This window comes from Ruegeria sp. CG3 (assembly GCF_056537205.1).
The window spans coordinates 261,430-276,872 of sequence record NZ_JBQFRC010000002.1; the positions used below are offsets into that span (position 1 = coordinate 261,430).

The following is a 15,443-nucleotide window of genomic DNA, read 5'->3' on the forward strand; positions in this document are numbered from 1 at the left end:
ATAATTTGATCAAATTTCCAGAATTGCCTTGCCCCAAGGGGGCCGCAGTGACAGAGTGCCCGGGAAAACCGACCGCGCGGTCGAATGAATGCGGATCAAGAGGACACGCCATGATCGAGAAACGCGACTTTTACATCAACGGCCAGTGGGTCGCCCCCAGCCAAGCCAATGATTTCCATGTGATCGACCCCTCGACCGAGGAGTCCTGCACGGTGATTTCTCTGGGCGGTCAGGCCGATACCGACGCGGCCGTGGCGGCGGCCAAGACGGCGCTGCCGGGCTGGATGGCCACGCCGGTCGAAGAGCGCATCGCGCTGGTGGAAAAGCTGATCGAGATCTACCCCACCCGCGCCGAAGACCTCGCGCAGGCAATGTCGATGGAGATGGGCGCGCCGATCGACATGTCGCGCACCCAGCAGGTGGGCGCCGGGATCTGGCACCTGAAGAATTTCATTCGAGCAGCCAAGAGTTTCCAGTTCGAGCGCCCCCTGGGCGATCATGCCCCCAATGACCGGATCATCTACGAGGCAGTCGGCGTCGCCGCGCTGATCACCCCGTGGAACTGGCCGATGAATCAGATCACGCTCAAGGTGGGCGCGGCGGCGATCGCGGGCTGCACCATGGTTCTGAAACCGTCCGAGCAAAGCCCGCTGAACGCGATGATCTTTGCCGAGATGATGCACGAGGCGGGCTTCCCGCCGGGTGTCTTCAACCTGGTGAACGGCGACGGCGTGGGCGTGGGTTCGCAACTGTCGGGGCATCCGGACGTCGACATGGTCAGCTTCACCGGCTCGACCCGTGCGGGCACGGCGATTTCCAAGAACGCCGCCGACACGCTGAAGAAGGTGCATCTGGAACTGGGCGGCAAAGGCGCCAACGTGATCTTTGCCGATGCCGATGACAAGGCGGTCAAGCGCGGCGTGCTGCACATGATGAACAACACCGGCCAGAGCTGCAACGCGCCCAGCCGGATGCTGGTGCAGCGCCCGATCTATGACCAGGCGGTGGAAACCGCGGCCGAGGTGGCGGGCAAGGTCACCGTGGGGCCGGCGATGCAGGAAGGCCGCCATATCGGCCCCGTCGTGAACGAGCTGCAATGGACCAAGATCCAGGCCCTGATCCAGAAAGGCATCGACGAGGGTGCGCGCCTGGTCGCCGGCGGTCCCGGTCGCCCCGAAGGGTTCAACAAAGGCTATTTCGTGCGCCCCACCGTGTTTGCCGACGCCAACAACCAGATGACCATCGCGCGCGAGGAGATCTTTGGCCCGGTCCTGACGATGATCCCCTTCGATACCGAGGAAGAGGCCATCGAGATCGCCAATGACACGCCATATGGCCTGACCAACTATGTTCAGACGCAGGACGGCGCCCGCGCCAACCGCATGGCGCGGCGCCTGCGGTCGGGCATGGTCGAGATGAACGGCCAGTCGCGCGCCGCCGGGTCGCCCTTTGGCGGCATGAAACAGTCCGGCAACGGGCGCGAAGGCGGTGTCTGGGGGCTGGAGGACTTTTTGGAGGTCAAGGCCGTCAGCGGCTGGACCCCGGAATAACCCCGGCACAGGAAAGTTCAAAATGCGGGGCAAGGCGCGGACAGGCACCTTGCCCCGTTTGCGTCACGCCGGACGCACCACCAGTTGTGGCTCGCCGTTCGACGTATGGCGAGCTGACCGACCGTCCCAGCCGATCTGACCGCTGACGCGCTGGCGAAAGGCCGAGAAGCTGTCAAAGGTCACCACGTCGACCGGGGTGTCGAACTGCAGGGTGATCCGCCGGTGCGCACCGTCGCCCAGCATCGCCAGGCCGCGGATCTCCCCTGTGAAGGGCTGGCCCAGATAGGTGCCCTGCACGCGGTCTCCGACCTTCAGGTGCAGCCGGTTTCCGGCCATCGCGTGCAACGTGTTCCAGTCGCGCGCGCCGTGCTGATGAGCGATCATCTCAAGCGATTGCGCATGGCTCAGGGCCACGCCGGCGCCACGCAGTTTCTCGCGCAGGCGTTTGGCCTGCACTTTCAGCTCGCCCACGGGGGCGATGGTTCGGATCTGTGTCATGTCTTGCCTCGTTTCCAGAAACGGGCGCGAGTATTGGACGGGGCTCGCCTTGCCATCCGCGCGCCGGGAAAGGGCAACAGATGTGGTTTGAACCGGGTTTCACCAAAGCCAAAGGGCCGCGAGCGGCAGGAGACCCGAACCTGCGCGCCTTTTGGCAGGCGCGAGACCCCAAGTCAATCAGGCATCGGCCTGCGCCGCCTCGTAGGCCAGCATGGCGCGTTTGACGGGCAACCCCCAGTGATAGCCGCCCAGGCCCCCCGATTTGCGCAGCGCGCGGTGGCAGGGGATCAGCCAACTGACCGGGTTGCGGCCCACCGCCGTACCCACCGCCCGCACCGCCTGCGGCGTGCCCACGGCCTGCGCGATCTGGGAATAGGTCGTCACCTGGCCCGAGGGGATCTGCATCAGCGCCTCCCAAACCTTGATCTGCAAGGGTGAGCCGATCAGGTACAGTGGTGTTGGTTCAAGCCGGTCACTGGCCGCGCCAAAGGCCGACAGGACCCACGGGCGCAGGCGCATCGGATCCTCGACAAAGTCGGCCAGGGGCCAGCGCGACAGCATGTCCTGCATCGCGACCTCTTCGCCGGTCTCGGCGGCAAAGGCCATGCCGCAGATGCCCTTGGCCGTGCCCATCACCAGCGCCGGGCCAAAGGGGCTTTCGAACCAGCCCCAATAGATGGTCAGCCCGGCCCCCTTGCGGGCATATTCGCCGGGGCTCATCGCCTCCCATTTCAGGAACAGGTCGTGCAGGCGACCGCTGCCGGACAGACCGACGCTGTGCGCGGTCTCCAGCGTGGTGAACCGCTCGCGCAGCAGCGCCTTGGCATGGCCCAGCGTCAGGTACTGCTGGTAGCGTTTCGGCGACACGCCCGTCCAGCGCGAGAACAGGCGCTGGAAATGGGCGGGGCTCATGTCCATCTGGCGGGCCAGTTCTTCCAGCGACAGCGACTCACCGCCCTGGTCGATCAGATCGATCGCGCGCCGCATCACGTTGTAGTGGTACCCGGATTCGGATGTCTGGACGTTCATGGCATTCACCTTGCTGTGGCTTGTCCCATCCTAGCCGCGCCGGGCCCGACCGTGCGACCCGAAACTTGCGCATTGGCGGTGCAGCGGGCTTTGGGCTTGTCACCCGGCACCGCGGGCGGCATTAAGGCCCGGATGGCAAAGCAGCTTTATTATCACACGATCCGCGAGATCTTTACCCGGTTCCAGCAGGCCGACCCCGAACCCAAGGGCGAGCTTGAGCACGTGAACGTGTACACGCTTGTCGTCGCCGTGGCGCTGTCGGCGCAGGCGACCGATGCGGGCGTCAACAAGGCCACCCGCGCGCTGTTCAAGATCGCGGACACGCCGCAGAAGATGCTCGACCTCGGCGAAGAGGGGTTGATCGAGCACATCAAGACCATCGGCCTGTTCCGCCAGAAGGCCAAGAACGTCATCAAGATGTCGCGCATCCTGGTCGAGGACTACGGCGGCGAGGTGCCCAACTCGCGCGCCGCACTGCAGTCGCTGCCGGGCGTCGGGCGCAAGACCGCGAACGTGGTGCTGAACATGTGGTGGCGATACCCGGCGCAGGCGGTGGACACCCATATCTTTCGCGTCGGCAACCGCACGGGTATCTGCCCCGGCAAGGATGTGGATGCCGTGGAACGCGCCATCGAAGACAATATTCCCGTGGACTTTCAGCTTCACGCCCATCACTGGCTGATCCTGCACGGCCGGTACCACTGCAAGGCGCGCAAGCCGCAATGCGGCACCTGCCTGATCCGCGACCTGTGCCAATTCGAGGACAAGACCCTATGAAAACCTATCACCTGACCGGCATCGGCAACGCCGTTGTGGACGTCATCTCTCAGGCCGACGACAGCTTTCTCGAGATGATGGGAATCGAGAAGGGCATCATGCAGCTGATCGAACGGGAACGCGGCGAGGTGCTGTATGCGGCCATGGAAAACCGGGTGCAGACGCCAGGCGGGTCGGTGGCCAACACCATCGCGGGCGCAGGAGCGCTGGGTCTGGACGCGGCCTTCATCGGGCGGGTGCATGATGATGCGCTGGGCCGGTTCTATGCCGATGCGATGAACGAGGACGGCGTGGATTTCGTGAACCCGCCCGTGCCGGGGGGCGAGCTGCCGACCTCGCGCTCGATGATCTTCGTGTCGCCCGATGGCGAACGGTCGATGAACACCTATCTGGGCATCTCGTCGGAACTGTCCTCGGCCGACGTGCCGGCCGAGGTGGCGGGCAACAGCCAGATCATGTTCCTCGAGGGGTATCTGTTCGACAAGGAGAAGGGCAAGACCGCCTTCCTCGAGGCCGCGCGCGACTGTCGCAACGGCGGCGGCAAGACCGGCATCGCCATCTCCGACCCGTTCTGCGTCGAGCGTCATCGCACCGATTTCCTGCTGCTGATCGAACACGAGCTGGATTTCGTGATCGGCAACGAGGCCGAGATCAAATCGCTGTTCGAGACCGACGATTTGGAAGAGGCGCTGCGGCGCACGGCTGCGATCTGCCCGCTGGTTGTCTGCACCCGCTCGGGCGACGGGGTGGCGGTTCTGCATGACGGCATTCGCATCGACGTGCCGGTCGAGAAGGTTGTGCCGGTGGACGCTACCGGCGCGGGCGACCAGTTTGCCGCCGGATTCCTGTTCGGCATGGCGACGGGCCGCGACATGGAGACCTGCGCCCGCATCGGCAACGTCTGCGCCCGAGAAGTAATCAGCCATATCGGCCCGCGGCCGGATACAAATGTGCTGGAGCTGTTGCGGGAAGAGGGGTTGGTTTGATGCGTGCGCATAGGCTCTTGGCACAGAGTCATATGCACAATGGCTCGCGAAATAGATTTGGATTGGAAAGCGCTGGCATGAAATTGCAGATCAAATTGGATGTCTCCCTTTGATACCTGCCTTAGGTTGCAATCAAACAATTTTTAGGTGTAGTACTCCACGGATTTCGAGTGTCAAACAGACTAGGAGATCGACTGTGACAAAGCTCACAATGGCTATTTTTTTACTTCTGATACCCGGAGCCAGCCTTGCCGTTATGAGAGACGGCCCGTGTCAGAGTTGGGAAATGGACGAGCCCGATCCTTATTGCGAATCCTTTTTGGATTGGCTTCCGCAGTACGATGAAAACTTCGACATCAAAGATGTTGAAGGCAGATACGCGCTGGATTGCTCCAAAGACGGCGGCATCGAAGTGACCGGTCTTAGATCCAACGATATGCTAGAGCTAATTTATGAGGGTCAGCGAATTTCGGATGCCGAAGTGGTTTATGCATACTACGGAAAGAACAATCCGCCAGCTACTTTCATTGCTGGCGTAATGTTCGACGAATATAGCGCGGGGATCACACTGAATGGTGATCAACACGGCTTTTATCTGGTCGAAGATCGAGAGAAAGGTCGCCGTTTTTCTCAATGCCTGGACTAAGAGCTACCCCCCAATACCATCCGAACGCCTCCATCATCCACTCGTAGAACTCGCGTGTGAAGGGCACGATCTCGGCGATCAGCCGGTCGGGGTCCTGCCAATTCCGGCGGTGAACGCGGGGGGGCCGTCTCGATGTCGTGCAGCAAATGACGTCCAAGCCCCGGTGGACGTCAACACGTTCAACCTGCCCAGCCCAGAGCGTGTCCGGTCCTCACCGGTCAGGCGGGGTCCAGTCCGTCTGGACCGACTCGCGCCGGTTGAGCCGCAGGGCAAGGCCGATGGCCACGCCGACGCCGATGGCCACGGTCAGGTCGATGAAGACGGTCAGCAGCATGGTCAGAACCAGCAGCGCCCGGTCGCTGGGTCGGGCGCGGGCGTATTCGCCCCATTTGTGCGGCTCGCTCATGTTCCAGGCGGTGATCATCAGCAGCGCGGCCAATGCCGGCATGGCCAGATAGCCCGCCGCCGGGGCCGCAACCAGCATGATCAGCAGGATCGTCAGCGCGTGGATGATGCCCGCAACCGGCGTCTTGCCGCCCGCCTTGATGTTCGTCGCCGTGCGCGCGATTGCCCCGGTGGCCGGCAGCCCTCCGAACAGGGCCGAGGCGATGTTGGCCGCGCCCTGGGCCGTCAATTCCGCGTTGGGCCTGTGCTGCCCGCCGATCGTCCGGTCGGCGACCATGGCCGACAGCAGCGATTCCACTCCGGCCAGAAAGGCGATCACGACCGCCGAAGGGAACAGCTCGACAAAGCGCGACAGCGACAGGTCGGGCAGCTGGGGCGCAGGCAGGGTCGAGGGCAGATCACCGAACCGCGAATGGATCGTGTCGACCCCCAGCCCCATCACCGCGACCAGCGCCGAAGCAACGCCCACCGCGATGATCAGCCCCGGAAAACGCGGCGCGATCCGGCGCAGGGCCACGATCAGCACCGCCGCCAGCAGGGCGATTCCCGTGGCCGGCAGATTCAACGTGTCGCGCGCGGCCCATAGCGCGGGTACTTTCTCAAGAAATTCGGCGGGCAGATTTTGAATCGACAGGCCGAAGAAATCCTTGATCTGGCTGGTGGCGATGATGACGGCGATGCCGATGGTAAAGCCGTTGACAACGGCCTCGGGCACGAATGAGATCAATCGCCCGGCCCGGAAATAACCCGCGATCAGCAGGATGAACCCTGCCATGAAGGTGGCCATGACCAACCCGTCATATCCGTGTTCGGCAATCACGCCGAACACCACCACGATGAAGGCGCCGGTCGGGCCTCCGATCTGGACCCGGCTGCCCCCCAGCGCCGAAATGACGAACCCCGCGACGATGGCCGTGACCAACCCCTGCGCCGGGTCCGCGCCCGAGGCGATGGCGATCGCCAGGCTCAGCGGCAGGGCCACCATGGCAACCGAAATCCCGGCGATCAGATCCGCCGTGAACTGAGCCATGTCATAGGTTTTGAGCGTCGTCAGAATCTTTGGCTGGCGCATGAAATTCACCATCCGCAAAAGGCCGCTACTGCTGCGCGGCCCAAAAAAGCGCGCAAGACTTGCGCCTGTTTCAAGCCCGCGTCAAGTGCGACGAGAATGCGCGCCGAATGCCTCCATCACCCGCTCGTAGACCTCGCGCTTGAAAGGCACGATCTCGGCGATCAACCGTTCCGGGTCCTGCCATTTCCAGCGGGTGAACTCGGGGTGGTCGGTCTCGATGTCGATCTGGTCGTCGGCTCCCAGAAACCGCAGCAGGAACCATTTCTGCTCCTGCCCGCGGAAGCGGCCCTTCCAGATGTGGGGCACGATGTCATGCGGCAGGTCATAGGGCAGCCAGCCGTCGGTCTCGGCCACGATTTCCACGAGGTCGGGAGTGACGCCGATTTCTTCCTGCAATTCGCGCAGGGCCGCCGCGCGCGGAGATTCACCCTCGTCCACGCCGCCCTGGGGCATCTGCCAGGCGTCCTCGAAGCGGTCGTTGCGCTGGCCGACGAAGATCTGGCCCTGATCGTTCATCAGCATCAGGCCCACGCAGGGGCGGTAGGGCAGTTTGGCGATCTGTTCTGGGGTCATGGGCGGGCCTCGTGATGTGGTTGGCCAAGCTGTAGCAACTGGCAAAGCGGCGGCAAAGGGGGTGACGTCAGGTTTCGCGTGACACCGGCGCGGTGCGGCGCGATTGTCGGCCCCGAATTGAGGGAGAGTTTCAAGATGACTGCGTACCCGAACCTGCTGGCCCCGCTGGATCTGGGCTTTACCACGTTGAAGAACCGGGTCCTGATGGGCTCGATGCATACCGGGCTGGAGGAAACCGGCGACTGGAACCGGGTGGCCGAATTCTACGCCTCGCGCGCACGTGGTGGCGTGGCGCTGATGGTGACGGGTGGCATCGGGCCGAACCTCGAAGGCTCGGTCCTGCCGGGGGCGGCGATGATGGCCAGCGACAAGGATGTGGCCAATCATTCCGTCGTCACCGACCGGGTGCATCAGGCGGGCGGCAAGATCGCCATGCAGATCCTGCACGCAGGCCGCTATGCCTATGGCCCGAAATGTGTGGCCCCCAGCCCGGTGAAGTCACCAATCTCGCCCTTCCCCCCCAACGAGCTGGACGAAGAGGGCATCGAGAAGCAGATCCGCGACATCGTGAACGCCGCCGTGCTGGCCCGGAAGGCGGGCTATGACGGGGTCGAGATCATGGGGTCCGAGGGGTATTTCATCAACCAGTTCCTGGTGACCCATACCAACAAGCGCACCGACCGCTGGGGCGGGTCCTATGAGAACCGGATGCGCCTGCCGCTGGAAATCGTGCGCCGCACCCGCGAGGCGGTGGGCACCGATTTCATCATCATCTACCGCCTGTCGATGATCGACCTTGTGCCCAATGGCTCGACCCATGAAGAGGTGGTGCAACTGGCGCAAGCGGTCGAGAAGGCCGGGGCGACGATCATCAACACTGGCATCGGCTGGCACGAGGCGCGGATTCCCACAATCGCCACCAGCGTCCCGCGCGCGGCCTTTGCCTGGGTGACGAAGAAACTGATGGGCAAGGTGGGGATTCCGGTCATCACCTCGAACCGGATCAACACGCCCGAAGTGGCCGAAGAAGTGCTGTCGACCGGCTGCGCCGACATGGTCTCGTTGGCGCGGCCGATGCTGGCGGATGCGGATTTCGTGGCCAAGGCGATGGCTGGCGAGTCGGCCAAGATCGCACCCTGCATCGCCTGCAACCAGGCCTGCCTGGATCACACCTTCAGCGGCAAGTTGACCTCCTGCCTGGTAAACCCGCGCGCCTGCCACGAGACCGAGCTGGTGATCGAAAAGGCCGCCGCGCCCAAGCGCGTGGCCATCGTGGGCGCGGGTCCGGCGGGCCTGTCCACGGCGATGACGGCGGCGGAACGCGGCCATGACGTGACCGTGTTCGACAAGGCCGACGAGATCGGCGGCCAGCTTAACATGGCCAAGCAGGTGCCGGGCAAGGAAGAGTTCTGGGGCTTGGTGGACTGGTATCGCACCATGCTCGACAGCCTTGGCGTCAAGGTGGAACTGGGCCGCGCGGTTGGCGCCGACGATCTGGCCGGGTTCGACGAGGTGGTGATCGCCACCGGCGTCAACCCGCGCGACCCGCAGATCCCCGGCGAGGACCGCGACAATGTCGTGAACTATATCGACGTGCTGCGCGACAAGGCCCCGGTGGGCAAATCGGTGGCCGTGATCGGCGCCGGCGGCATCGGCTTCGACGTGTCGGAATACCTGCTCGAGGAAGGCCACGCGCCCACCACCGACCTGCCCTTGTGGATGAAGGAATGGGGCGTCGCCGACCCTGAACAACACCGCTCGGGCCTGGCGCCCGAAGGCCCGCAGCCCGAGGCGCCCAAGCGGCAGGTCACGCTGCTTCAACGCAAGAAGCAGGCGCATGGCAAGGGGCTGGGCAAGACGACCGGCTGGATCCACCGCGCGACGCTGAAGATGAAGGACGTGAACTTCGTGGGCGGCGTGAACTATGAGCGCATCGACGACGAGGGGCTGCATGTCTCATTCGGAGAAGAGCGCGCGGACCCGACGGTTATCAAAGCCGAAACGATTGTCCTTTGTGCCGGACAGGTGCCCGAGCGGTCGTTGGCCGATGCACTGATCGAACGCGGGATCACCCCGCATGTGATCGGCGGCGCGGATGTGGCCGCGGAACTGGATGCCAAGCGGGCGATCAACCAGGGCACGCGGCTGGCCGCTGCACTTTAGGGAAGACCCGTTCCGTCCACTGCCCCAAGGCGAGAACACCCAGACAAAAGAAAGCCACCCGAACGATGCCCGGGTGGCTTTTTTGAGAGTTGAGCCAATTCCCCGCCTTAAACGGAAAAAGTCAGACCTGTCTCGTCCTCGAACAGTGCCAGGTATTCCTGGTAGTCCCAAAAGGCGCGGCGCAGAAGAATTTGTGACGCTGGCTTCGCGCGCCAGGGCTTCTTGCCCCCGATATAGTGCCACATCTTCGGGTTTCGGCTTGCCTGTTTCAGTTGGTCTCGAAATTCGGCAGAGGTATGCCGGAATTTCGGACTGTGCGCGTCGTACCAAATCTGCGGCCGCGTGTTCCACTGCTGAGGAAGTCTGAGCCACTGGCCCGCAAAAATCTGGTTCATCCGATCCTGCTCGGGCAGGTCGTGGATATGCGGGATCAGCTTGTCGAAATCGCCCAGCTCCTTGCCTGCGGGTGAGTTCCGGATCGCTTCGCAATCCATCAGAAGGATGCCCGCATTGAAGTAGTTCTCGCCGGGCAGAAAGCCCAACCGGATGCTGCGCAAAACGCGCGTCACCGACTTTTGGTGTTCGTGCCCCGGCCTCAGAACTGTCTGAAGGGATGGGCGCAGAAAGCGGCCTTCGCCCAAGGTGACCAATCCCATGTCGACACAGGCCCCGATCCCGTGGCCATTCATGTCGAGATCCTGCAACTCGCAGACATCGCCCAGCACAAGAGTGTCGGCGTCAATGAACAGACACCGGCCCGAAAAGAAGTCTGGCAGAAACAACGGCAGCAGCGTGATTTTCGGGTATTTCGTCTTGAACTCTGAAAATCGGCCGAGCGTCTCGGACTGGAACTCCCGATAGCGGACCGTGCCGTTGTCGACGGCGCGGTCCAGCTGTTCGACGGCTGCGATGTCCTGTGCGGTGAAATCCTGACCGAAAATGGTAACGTCAACAGGCCGGCTGGCGTTCTTGACCACGGAATAGGCCGACAGCAATGCGGGATACAGAAAGTTCCGGTCGACCCCAAAAACAACGTTCATTCAAATACCATGGCTCCGCCCCTGATCGGGATCGTGTATAGGCGAGGCAAGCACATGCAATCAAACCGAAACCGTCCCGCCGCTGTCGGCGGGTTGGTCCCGGCGCTGCGGTTGGTCGGTACGGGTTACTCCACGGTGATCGTTATCACCTCGGAAACGATCGGCGTCGCGTGAGGCACATGACCCGCATCGCCCAAGACCAGTTGCAACGTGTGCGTCCCGGGGGCAAGCTCCAACGTGACTTCGGTCTGACCACCACCGAAATGCAGGTGGTTGTCATCAGCCGGCAGCCCATATGCCAGTTCGTCGGCCCCGTCCTCACCCTGACCCAATGGGGGGCGATCGATCAGCAAATGGTGATGGCCGGTGTTTTCCTTTTCGGTCCCGGCTGGCGCAACGCCCATACCGCGGAGGCCAAATACCACCGTCACCGGTGACGTTACCGTGTCGCCGTCCGACAGGTTGACGAAATAGACCTCGGCATCGGGGTTCGATGGCGTCTCCCCTCCGGCCCAGGCCAAGGGGGCAAGCAGGCAAAAAACGGTTGCTAGAATGGCTTTCATGATCTCCTCCCTGGTCACAAAAATGCCATTCTGACTTTAGCACGTTGCGAGAAATTACCAGAAAAGAACACGCAAACAGGGGGCGGATGCAGGCGGGAAACCACTGTTTCCGCGTTTCCGAAGCGCAAACGATCCGATTCAAAACCCTGATATTATCCCATGTCTGCCTAGTTTCCGCCCAGATTGGAGGCGATGGTCGGACAACGAACAGACGACCTGGGGAACGAGAATGGACCGACTGACAGAAATGGAGGCCTTCGCCAACGTGGTGGACCAAGGTGGTTTCACAGACGCGGCCAAAAAGATGGGCATTTCCAAATCAGCCGTGTCAAAGCACGTGTCGAGCTTGGAAGCCCGCTTGGGCGCACGTTTGCTGAACCGCACGACGCGCCGCGTGTCACCGACCGAGATCGGGCTGGCCTATTACGACCGCGCACGCCGTGTGCTGAATGATGCAGGCGAAGCCGACGCGCTGGTGACGTCGATGCAATCGGCGCCTTCAGGTCTGCTGCGCATCAGTGTGGCCACTGATTTCGGGGTGAACCACCTGTCGCCCGTTCTGTCCGGTTTCCTAGCGGCCTATCCCGACATCACCGTGAACATGGTCTTGAACAATCGCTATGTCGAGCTGATTTCCGAAGGGTTCGACGTGGCCGTGCGCATCGGCGAGCTGGAAGACAGCACCCTGCGCGCCCGCAAGCTGACCGAAACGGTCAAACGCATGGTTGCGGCCCCCAGCTATATCGAGAAGTTCGGGCGCCCGGCAAAGATCGATGACCTCAACGAACACAAGCTGCTGCATTACTCCAGCCAGTCCTCGGGCAACGTCTGGAAGTTGACCGCACCCTCGGGCGAAAAGAGGCAGGTGCGCACGGCCGGTTGGCTGAGCGTGAACGACGGTCAATCCCTGTTGAACGCGGCTATCTCGGGCCTCGGAATCGCTTATCTGCCCAGCTATCTCTACGCGGACGCGCTTAAATCCGGCCAGGTGGTCGACGCGATGCCGTCGCTGCCGGACGAAGTCCAGGGTGTCTATGCGGTGTACCCGCCGGGCCGGTTCACCCAGCCAAAGGTGCGAGCGTTCATTGATTTCCTTGTCGAGTCCTTTGCCGAAAAAGGTCCGATGGATTGGTAAGACCTCCCAGTGAAGACTGACCGGCCCGCGCAAATTGCGCGGGCTTTTTTTCGTAGTCAGTTCAACAGCAGAACAGCCTCGACCCGGCGGTTCTGTTCGCGCCCTTCCGGGGTGGCGTTCGAAACGATCGGGGCGAGGTAGCCGACACCCTGCGCCTGCACGCGGTCCTCGGCCACTCCATGTGCCTCGATCAATCGCGCACGGACAGCCTGGGCGCGGCGTGTGCTGACTTCAATATTGGCCTGCAGGTCGCCGGTGTCGTCGGTGTGCCCAACCAGCGCCAGCCGCGCGCCGGGGGTCTCGGCCAGGTAGCCAGCCAACAGGCCCAGCGACTCGAACGGCCCGGCCCCCAAGGCGACCTCGCCCGTCTCAAAGCTGAGATCGCCGAGTATCACGTGACCATCCCGCACCAGGTTGGCAACCAGCCCGTCGCCGCCAATCACCGTTTCCTCGACCACCAGCGGCGGTGGGGTCTGACCCTTCGGAGTGACGCGGATCATCTGCACATACCCGTCGGGCTGGTTTCGGCTGATCAGCAAGGTCAGGGCTTCGGCTCCACGAGTGGCTGACAGAAATCGATAATCATTGATTGCCACATACATGTCGGGCGTCGGCACCACCTCGGTTCCAAAGCGGAAGTCGAACCCACCGCAAATGCGAGCCTCACATTCGAAAGCGATCTCGAAACCCTGCGCCTTGAGCTGATCCCGCAGCGGGTCGAGGATCTGCAGCGTCGTGCTGGAACCGGCCTGCAGCCGCCATGTGGTGCGCTCGATCCGGCCTTCGACCGTGCGCGCGGGAACGGCGTTGTCTGCAAACGGGCCGATCGGCAATTGGTAGCTGTCCAACGGGCTGACGCGCTGGCTGATTTGTCGCGCGCTCGCCGGCAGCGACAGGTCCTGCGCCGCCACAGGACCCGCGATCAGACAGAAAAGAAGGACAGTAAATCGGATCATCGAAACTGCGCGTGATACTCGTCATTGGGCACCATCGCCGTGGCACTGGCGACCCGGTTGGACATGTTGAAGAAGCCCGCAACGTTTGCGATGTCCCAGATGTCGCGGTCGGTGAACCCCGCATCGCGCAGGCGCTGGCGGTCCGGTTCCTCGATCTCGGCGCTGGCTGTGGTCATCTTGGCAGCGAAGTCCAGCATCGCGCGCTGACGGGCATCCAGAGGCGCCACACGGTAGTTCATCACCAGCATTTCACCCAGCTTGGGATCACCTGACAGCTGACGCACGGCGGCACCATGGGCAACCAGGCAATAGAAGCACCGGTTGATCGACGAGACCACGACCGCGATCATCTCACGTTCCAGCTTGCTGAGCCCGCTGTCCGCCAGCATCAGGTCATTGTACATGCCCGTGAACGCGTTCAGCTTGTCGATGTCAAAGGCGTTTGCCTTCAGTACGTTCGGGACCATGCCCAGCTTCTCGACGCAGATATCGAAGTATTTCTGCGTCTCGGGCGGCAGCGGATCCACCATTGGCAGGTCAAGCGCGGTGGGCATGTCTCGATCGGTCACGTCTGTCTCCTCTCAGACCAGCTGGCGATAGTGATACTCTCCGACGCGTTCCATCCCCAGAGAGTGGTAGAGCGCGTTGGCGCCGGTATTGGCCTTGGTGCAGATCACGCTAAGGGTATGCGCGCCATTGTCCAGCGCCCAAAAGGCCGCGGCGCGCATTGCCCATTGGCCCAGCCCCTGCCGGCGGTGGGCGGGTACGATCTCAAGCGCGTGCAGCATGGCGATACCATCATGTATGGCGACATAAGCGGTGCCGGCCGGTTGATCGCGGTGACGCAGCAACAGCCCGGTTTTCGGACCTGTTGCCCGTTCCATCACGGCCAGCCGGGCAGGCCCGATGCCACCTTGGGCCCAGATCTCGCGCATAATCGCCAACGGCTCCCATAGGCAGAACACCGTGACCGGCGGGACCGGCTGGTCCGTCAGCCGTGAGACCCGGCAGGCATAGATGTTGACCGGATCGAGGATCTCATAGCCCCGCGCAGCCAGCATATCATCCAGTGCCTTGTCACCCGGCCGCAGGCAAAAGATGCGTTTCTGGCCCATCGCGAGCATGGCCGCCTCGGCCGCGTCGATATCCGGCGGGGCGACCGGGCCGATACGGCTGGCCGCCGACACGCGCGAGCCGCCCCCCTGCCCTTCGCGCAGCAGAAACGGACCCAATTGCTCATACCCTGCGGCGGGCCATGTGCCATCGACAACTGCCGCCCAGTCTACCGTCACAGGCCAAGCTCCCTGGCCAGTCGCGTCGTGACCGCATCGATACGCGACCCGTCAGTGCCCCGAACAACCACGTTGGCCCCGAAGACGCCGTTGATCTGGAACGGGTAACACCCGATCGACACGTCGCCAAATTCCTCTGCCACGGCGGCCAGGGTCGCAGCGATGTCACCTTCTCCCCGGTTGACCCGCAAGGTCTGAGACAACAACGGTTTTCCTCCGGTCAGGGTGGGCAGCACACTGGCCACCATCGCCTGGAAGACCAATGGGACGCCGGCCATCACATGGACATTACCTAGTGTGAACCCTGGCGCGGTGGAAACCGGGTTGTCGATCAGCGTTGCCCCGTCAGGGATGCGCGCCATGCGCAGGCGCGCTTCGTTCAGCTCCAGCCCCGATTGGTCGTAGTGCGCCTGCAGCAGGGCGCGGGCATCGTCTCGCACATCGATTTGCGCCCCGACCGCGCGGGCGATGCAATCGGCGGTGATGTCGTCATGGGTGGGGCCGATGCCCCCGCTGGTGAACACATGGTCATAGCCCTGCGACAGCGCCGTGACGGCGGCCTCGATCGCCGGTGCCTCGTCGCTGACGATGCGGACCTCTTTCAGATCGATGCCATGCTTGGTCAGCTCCTGCGCCAGATAATGCATGTTGGCGTCGCGGGTTCGGCCGGACAGGATTTCATCCCCGATCACCAGCATTGCAGCGGTTGGGTTGGGCATGGCACGCTCTCCTCTTGATCGACCTTTGCGGCAGGTATA

At 62.9% G+C, this 15,443-nt stretch carries 16 protein-coding genes; 6 read left to right on the forward strand and 10 right to left on the reverse strand.

Annotated elements, in window-relative coordinates; genetic code table 11:
• Positions 1–110 precede the first annotated feature (110 nt).
• On the forward strand, positions 111–1,550 hold the full coding sequence (locus ACR0NB_RS11840; protein WP_480775774.1) for an aldehyde dehydrogenase family protein: 1,440 nt from the start codon (positions 111–113) through the stop codon (positions 1,548–1,550).
• 63 nt (positions 1,551–1,613) lie between these two features.
• On the opposite strand, the gene ACR0NB_RS11845 is transcribed toward ACR0NB_RS11840, so the two are convergent.
• Positions 1,614–2,048, reverse strand: coding sequence for a glyoxalase superfamily protein (locus ACR0NB_RS11845; RefSeq protein WP_170525661.1), 435 nt, complete (start codon positions 2,046–2,048; stop codon positions 1,614–1,616).
• A gap of 177 nt (positions 2,049–2,225) precedes the next feature.
• The gene (locus ACR0NB_RS11850; RefSeq protein ID WP_480775775.1) at positions 2,226–3,077 is read right to left on the reverse strand and encodes a bifunctional helix-turn-helix domain-containing protein/methylated-DNA--[protein]-cysteine S-methyltransferase; all 852 of its coding nucleotides are present in this window, start codon (positions 3,075–3,077) and stop codon (positions 2,226–2,228) included.
• 132 nt (positions 3,078–3,209) lie between these two features.
• On the opposite strand from ACR0NB_RS11850, the gene nth reads away from it, so the two are divergent.
• The 3 genes from nth (at position 3,210) to ACR0NB_RS11865 (ending at position 5,486) form a co-directional block, all read left to right on the forward strand.
• Positions 3,210–3,854 (forward strand): endonuclease III, encoded by a 645-nt coding sequence (nth, locus tag ACR0NB_RS11855; RefSeq protein WP_480775776.1) that lies wholly within the window; start codon positions 3,210–3,212, stop codon positions 3,852–3,854.
• Complete coding sequence (locus ACR0NB_RS11860) at positions 3,851–4,840, forward strand: adenosine kinase (RefSeq protein ID WP_480633716.1); 990 nt, start codon at positions 3,851–3,853, stop codon at positions 4,838–4,840. The genes nth and ACR0NB_RS11860 overlap by 4 nt, the downstream gene beginning before the upstream one ends.
• A gap of 196 nt (positions 4,841–5,036) precedes the next feature.
• The gene (locus tag ACR0NB_RS11865) at positions 5,037–5,486 is read left to right on the forward strand and encodes a hypothetical protein (protein WP_480775777.1); all 450 of its coding nucleotides are present in this window, start codon (positions 5,037–5,039) and stop codon (positions 5,484–5,486) included.
• Positions 5,487–5,697: 211 nt separating this feature from the next.
• Here ACR0NB_RS11865 and ACR0NB_RS11870 read toward each other — a convergent pair whose 3' ends face one another.
• Positions 5,698–6,963 (reverse strand): SulP family inorganic anion transporter, encoded by a 1,266-nt coding sequence (locus tag ACR0NB_RS11870; RefSeq protein WP_480775778.1) that lies wholly within the window; start codon positions 6,961–6,963, stop codon positions 5,698–5,700.
• Positions 6,964–7,044: 81 nt separating this feature from the next.
• Complete coding sequence (locus ACR0NB_RS11875; protein ID WP_480775779.1) at positions 7,045–7,536, reverse strand: RNA pyrophosphohydrolase; 492 nt, start codon at positions 7,534–7,536, stop codon at positions 7,045–7,047.
• Between the two features lie 135 nt (positions 7,537–7,671).
• Between ACR0NB_RS11875 and ACR0NB_RS11880 the strand changes: the two genes are divergently transcribed.
• The gene (locus ACR0NB_RS11880; protein WP_480775780.1) at positions 7,672–9,699 is read left to right on the forward strand and encodes an FAD-dependent oxidoreductase; all 2,028 of its coding nucleotides are present in this window, start codon (positions 7,672–7,674) and stop codon (positions 9,697–9,699) included.
• A 107-nt stretch (positions 9,700–9,806) separates the two neighbouring features.
• Here ACR0NB_RS11880 and ACR0NB_RS11885 read toward each other — a convergent pair whose 3' ends face one another.
• Together ACR0NB_RS11885 and ACR0NB_RS11890 are read right to left on the reverse strand one after the other, a co-directional pair.
• Positions 9,807–10,739, reverse strand: a complete 933-nt coding sequence (locus ACR0NB_RS11885; RefSeq protein WP_480775781.1) for a glycosyltransferase family 8 protein — start codon at positions 10,737–10,739, stop codon at positions 9,807–9,809.
• Positions 10,740–10,864: 125 nt separating this feature from the next.
• Positions 10,865–11,302, reverse strand: coding sequence for a DUF4399 domain-containing protein (locus ACR0NB_RS11890; protein WP_475145315.1), 438 nt, complete (start codon positions 11,300–11,302; stop codon positions 10,865–10,867).
• A 229-nt stretch (positions 11,303–11,531) separates the two neighbouring features.
• On the opposite strand from ACR0NB_RS11890, the gene ACR0NB_RS11895 reads away from it, so the two are divergent.
• Positions 11,532–12,437: a LysR family transcriptional regulator gene (locus ACR0NB_RS11895; RefSeq protein ID WP_093964122.1), complete on the forward strand. Its 906-nt coding sequence runs from the start codon at positions 11,532–11,534 to the stop codon at positions 12,435–12,437.
• Between the two features lie 56 nt (positions 12,438–12,493).
• Here the strand turns inward: ACR0NB_RS11895 and ACR0NB_RS11900 are convergent, their stop codons facing one another.
• The 4 genes from ACR0NB_RS11900 to ACR0NB_RS11915 are packed head-to-tail and all read right to left on the reverse strand — an operon-like array spanning position 12,494 to position 15,404.
• On the reverse strand, positions 12,494–13,393 hold the full coding sequence (locus tag ACR0NB_RS11900) for an OmpA family protein (RefSeq protein ID WP_480775782.1): 900 nt from the start codon (positions 13,391–13,393) through the stop codon (positions 12,494–12,496).
• A complete protein-coding gene (locus ACR0NB_RS11905; protein ID WP_170360556.1) occupies positions 13,390–13,962 on the reverse strand; it encodes a peroxidase-related enzyme in 573 nt (190 codons plus the stop codon). Before ACR0NB_RS11905 ends, ACR0NB_RS11900 begins: the two co-directional genes overlap by 4 nt.
• Positions 13,963–13,974: 12 nt before the next feature.
• On the reverse strand, positions 13,975–14,685 hold the full coding sequence (locus ACR0NB_RS11910; RefSeq protein WP_480775783.1) for a GNAT family N-acetyltransferase: 711 nt from the start codon (positions 14,683–14,685) through the stop codon (positions 13,975–13,977).
• Positions 14,682–15,404, reverse strand: a complete 723-nt coding sequence (locus ACR0NB_RS11915; RefSeq protein WP_480775784.1) for a competence/damage-inducible protein A — start codon at positions 15,402–15,404, stop codon at positions 14,682–14,684. The genes ACR0NB_RS11910 and ACR0NB_RS11915 overlap by 4 nt, the downstream gene beginning before the upstream one ends.
• Between the last annotated feature and the right edge of the window lie 39 nt (positions 15,405–15,443).

What these genes read in the sequence shown, in the direction of transcription:
- ACR0NB_RS11840 (WP_480775774.1), top strand. Translation starts at nt 111, where the DNA reads ATGATCGAGAAACGCGACTTTTACATCAACGGCCAGTGGGTCGCCCCC.
- ACR0NB_RS11845 (WP_170525661.1), bottom strand. Translation starts at nt 2,048, where the DNA reads ATGACACAGATCCGAACCATCGCCCCCGTGGGCGAGCTGAAAGTGCAG.
- ACR0NB_RS11850 (WP_480775775.1), bottom strand. Translation starts at nt 3,077, where the DNA reads ATGAACGTCCAGACATCCGAATCCGGGTACCACTACAACGTGATGCGG.
- nth (WP_480775776.1), top strand. Translation starts at nt 3,210, where the DNA reads ATGGCAAAGCAGCTTTATTATCACACGATCCGCGAGATCTTTACCCGG.
- ACR0NB_RS11860 (WP_480633716.1), top strand. Translation starts at nt 3,851, where the DNA reads ATGAAAACCTATCACCTGACCGGCATCGGCAACGCCGTTGTGGACGTC.
- ACR0NB_RS11870 (WP_480775778.1), bottom strand. Translation starts at nt 6,963, where the DNA reads ATGCGCCAGCCAAAGATTCTGACGACGCTCAAAACCTATGACATGGCT.
- ACR0NB_RS11875 (WP_480775779.1), bottom strand. Translation starts at nt 7,536, where the DNA reads ATGACCCCAGAACAGATCGCCAAACTGCCCTACCGCCCCTGCGTGGGC.
- ACR0NB_RS11880 (WP_480775780.1), top strand. Translation starts at nt 7,672, where the DNA reads ATGACTGCGTACCCGAACCTGCTGGCCCCGCTGGATCTGGGCTTTACC.
- ACR0NB_RS11885 (WP_480775781.1), bottom strand. Translation starts at nt 10,739, where the DNA reads ATGAACGTTGTTTTTGGGGTCGACCGGAACTTTCTGTATCCCGCATTG.
- ACR0NB_RS11890 (WP_475145315.1), bottom strand. Translation starts at nt 11,302, where the DNA reads ATGAAAGCCATTCTAGCAACCGTTTTTTGCCTGCTTGCCCCCTTGGCC.
- ACR0NB_RS11895 (WP_093964122.1), top strand. Translation starts at nt 11,532, where the DNA reads ATGGACCGACTGACAGAAATGGAGGCCTTCGCCAACGTGGTGGACCAA.
- ACR0NB_RS11900 (WP_480775782.1), bottom strand. Translation starts at nt 13,393, where the DNA reads ATGATCCGATTTACTGTCCTTCTTTTCTGTCTGATCGCGGGTCCTGTG.
- ACR0NB_RS11915 (WP_480775784.1), bottom strand. Translation starts at nt 15,404, where the DNA reads ATGCCCAACCCAACCGCTGCAATGCTGGTGATCGGGGATGAAATCCTG.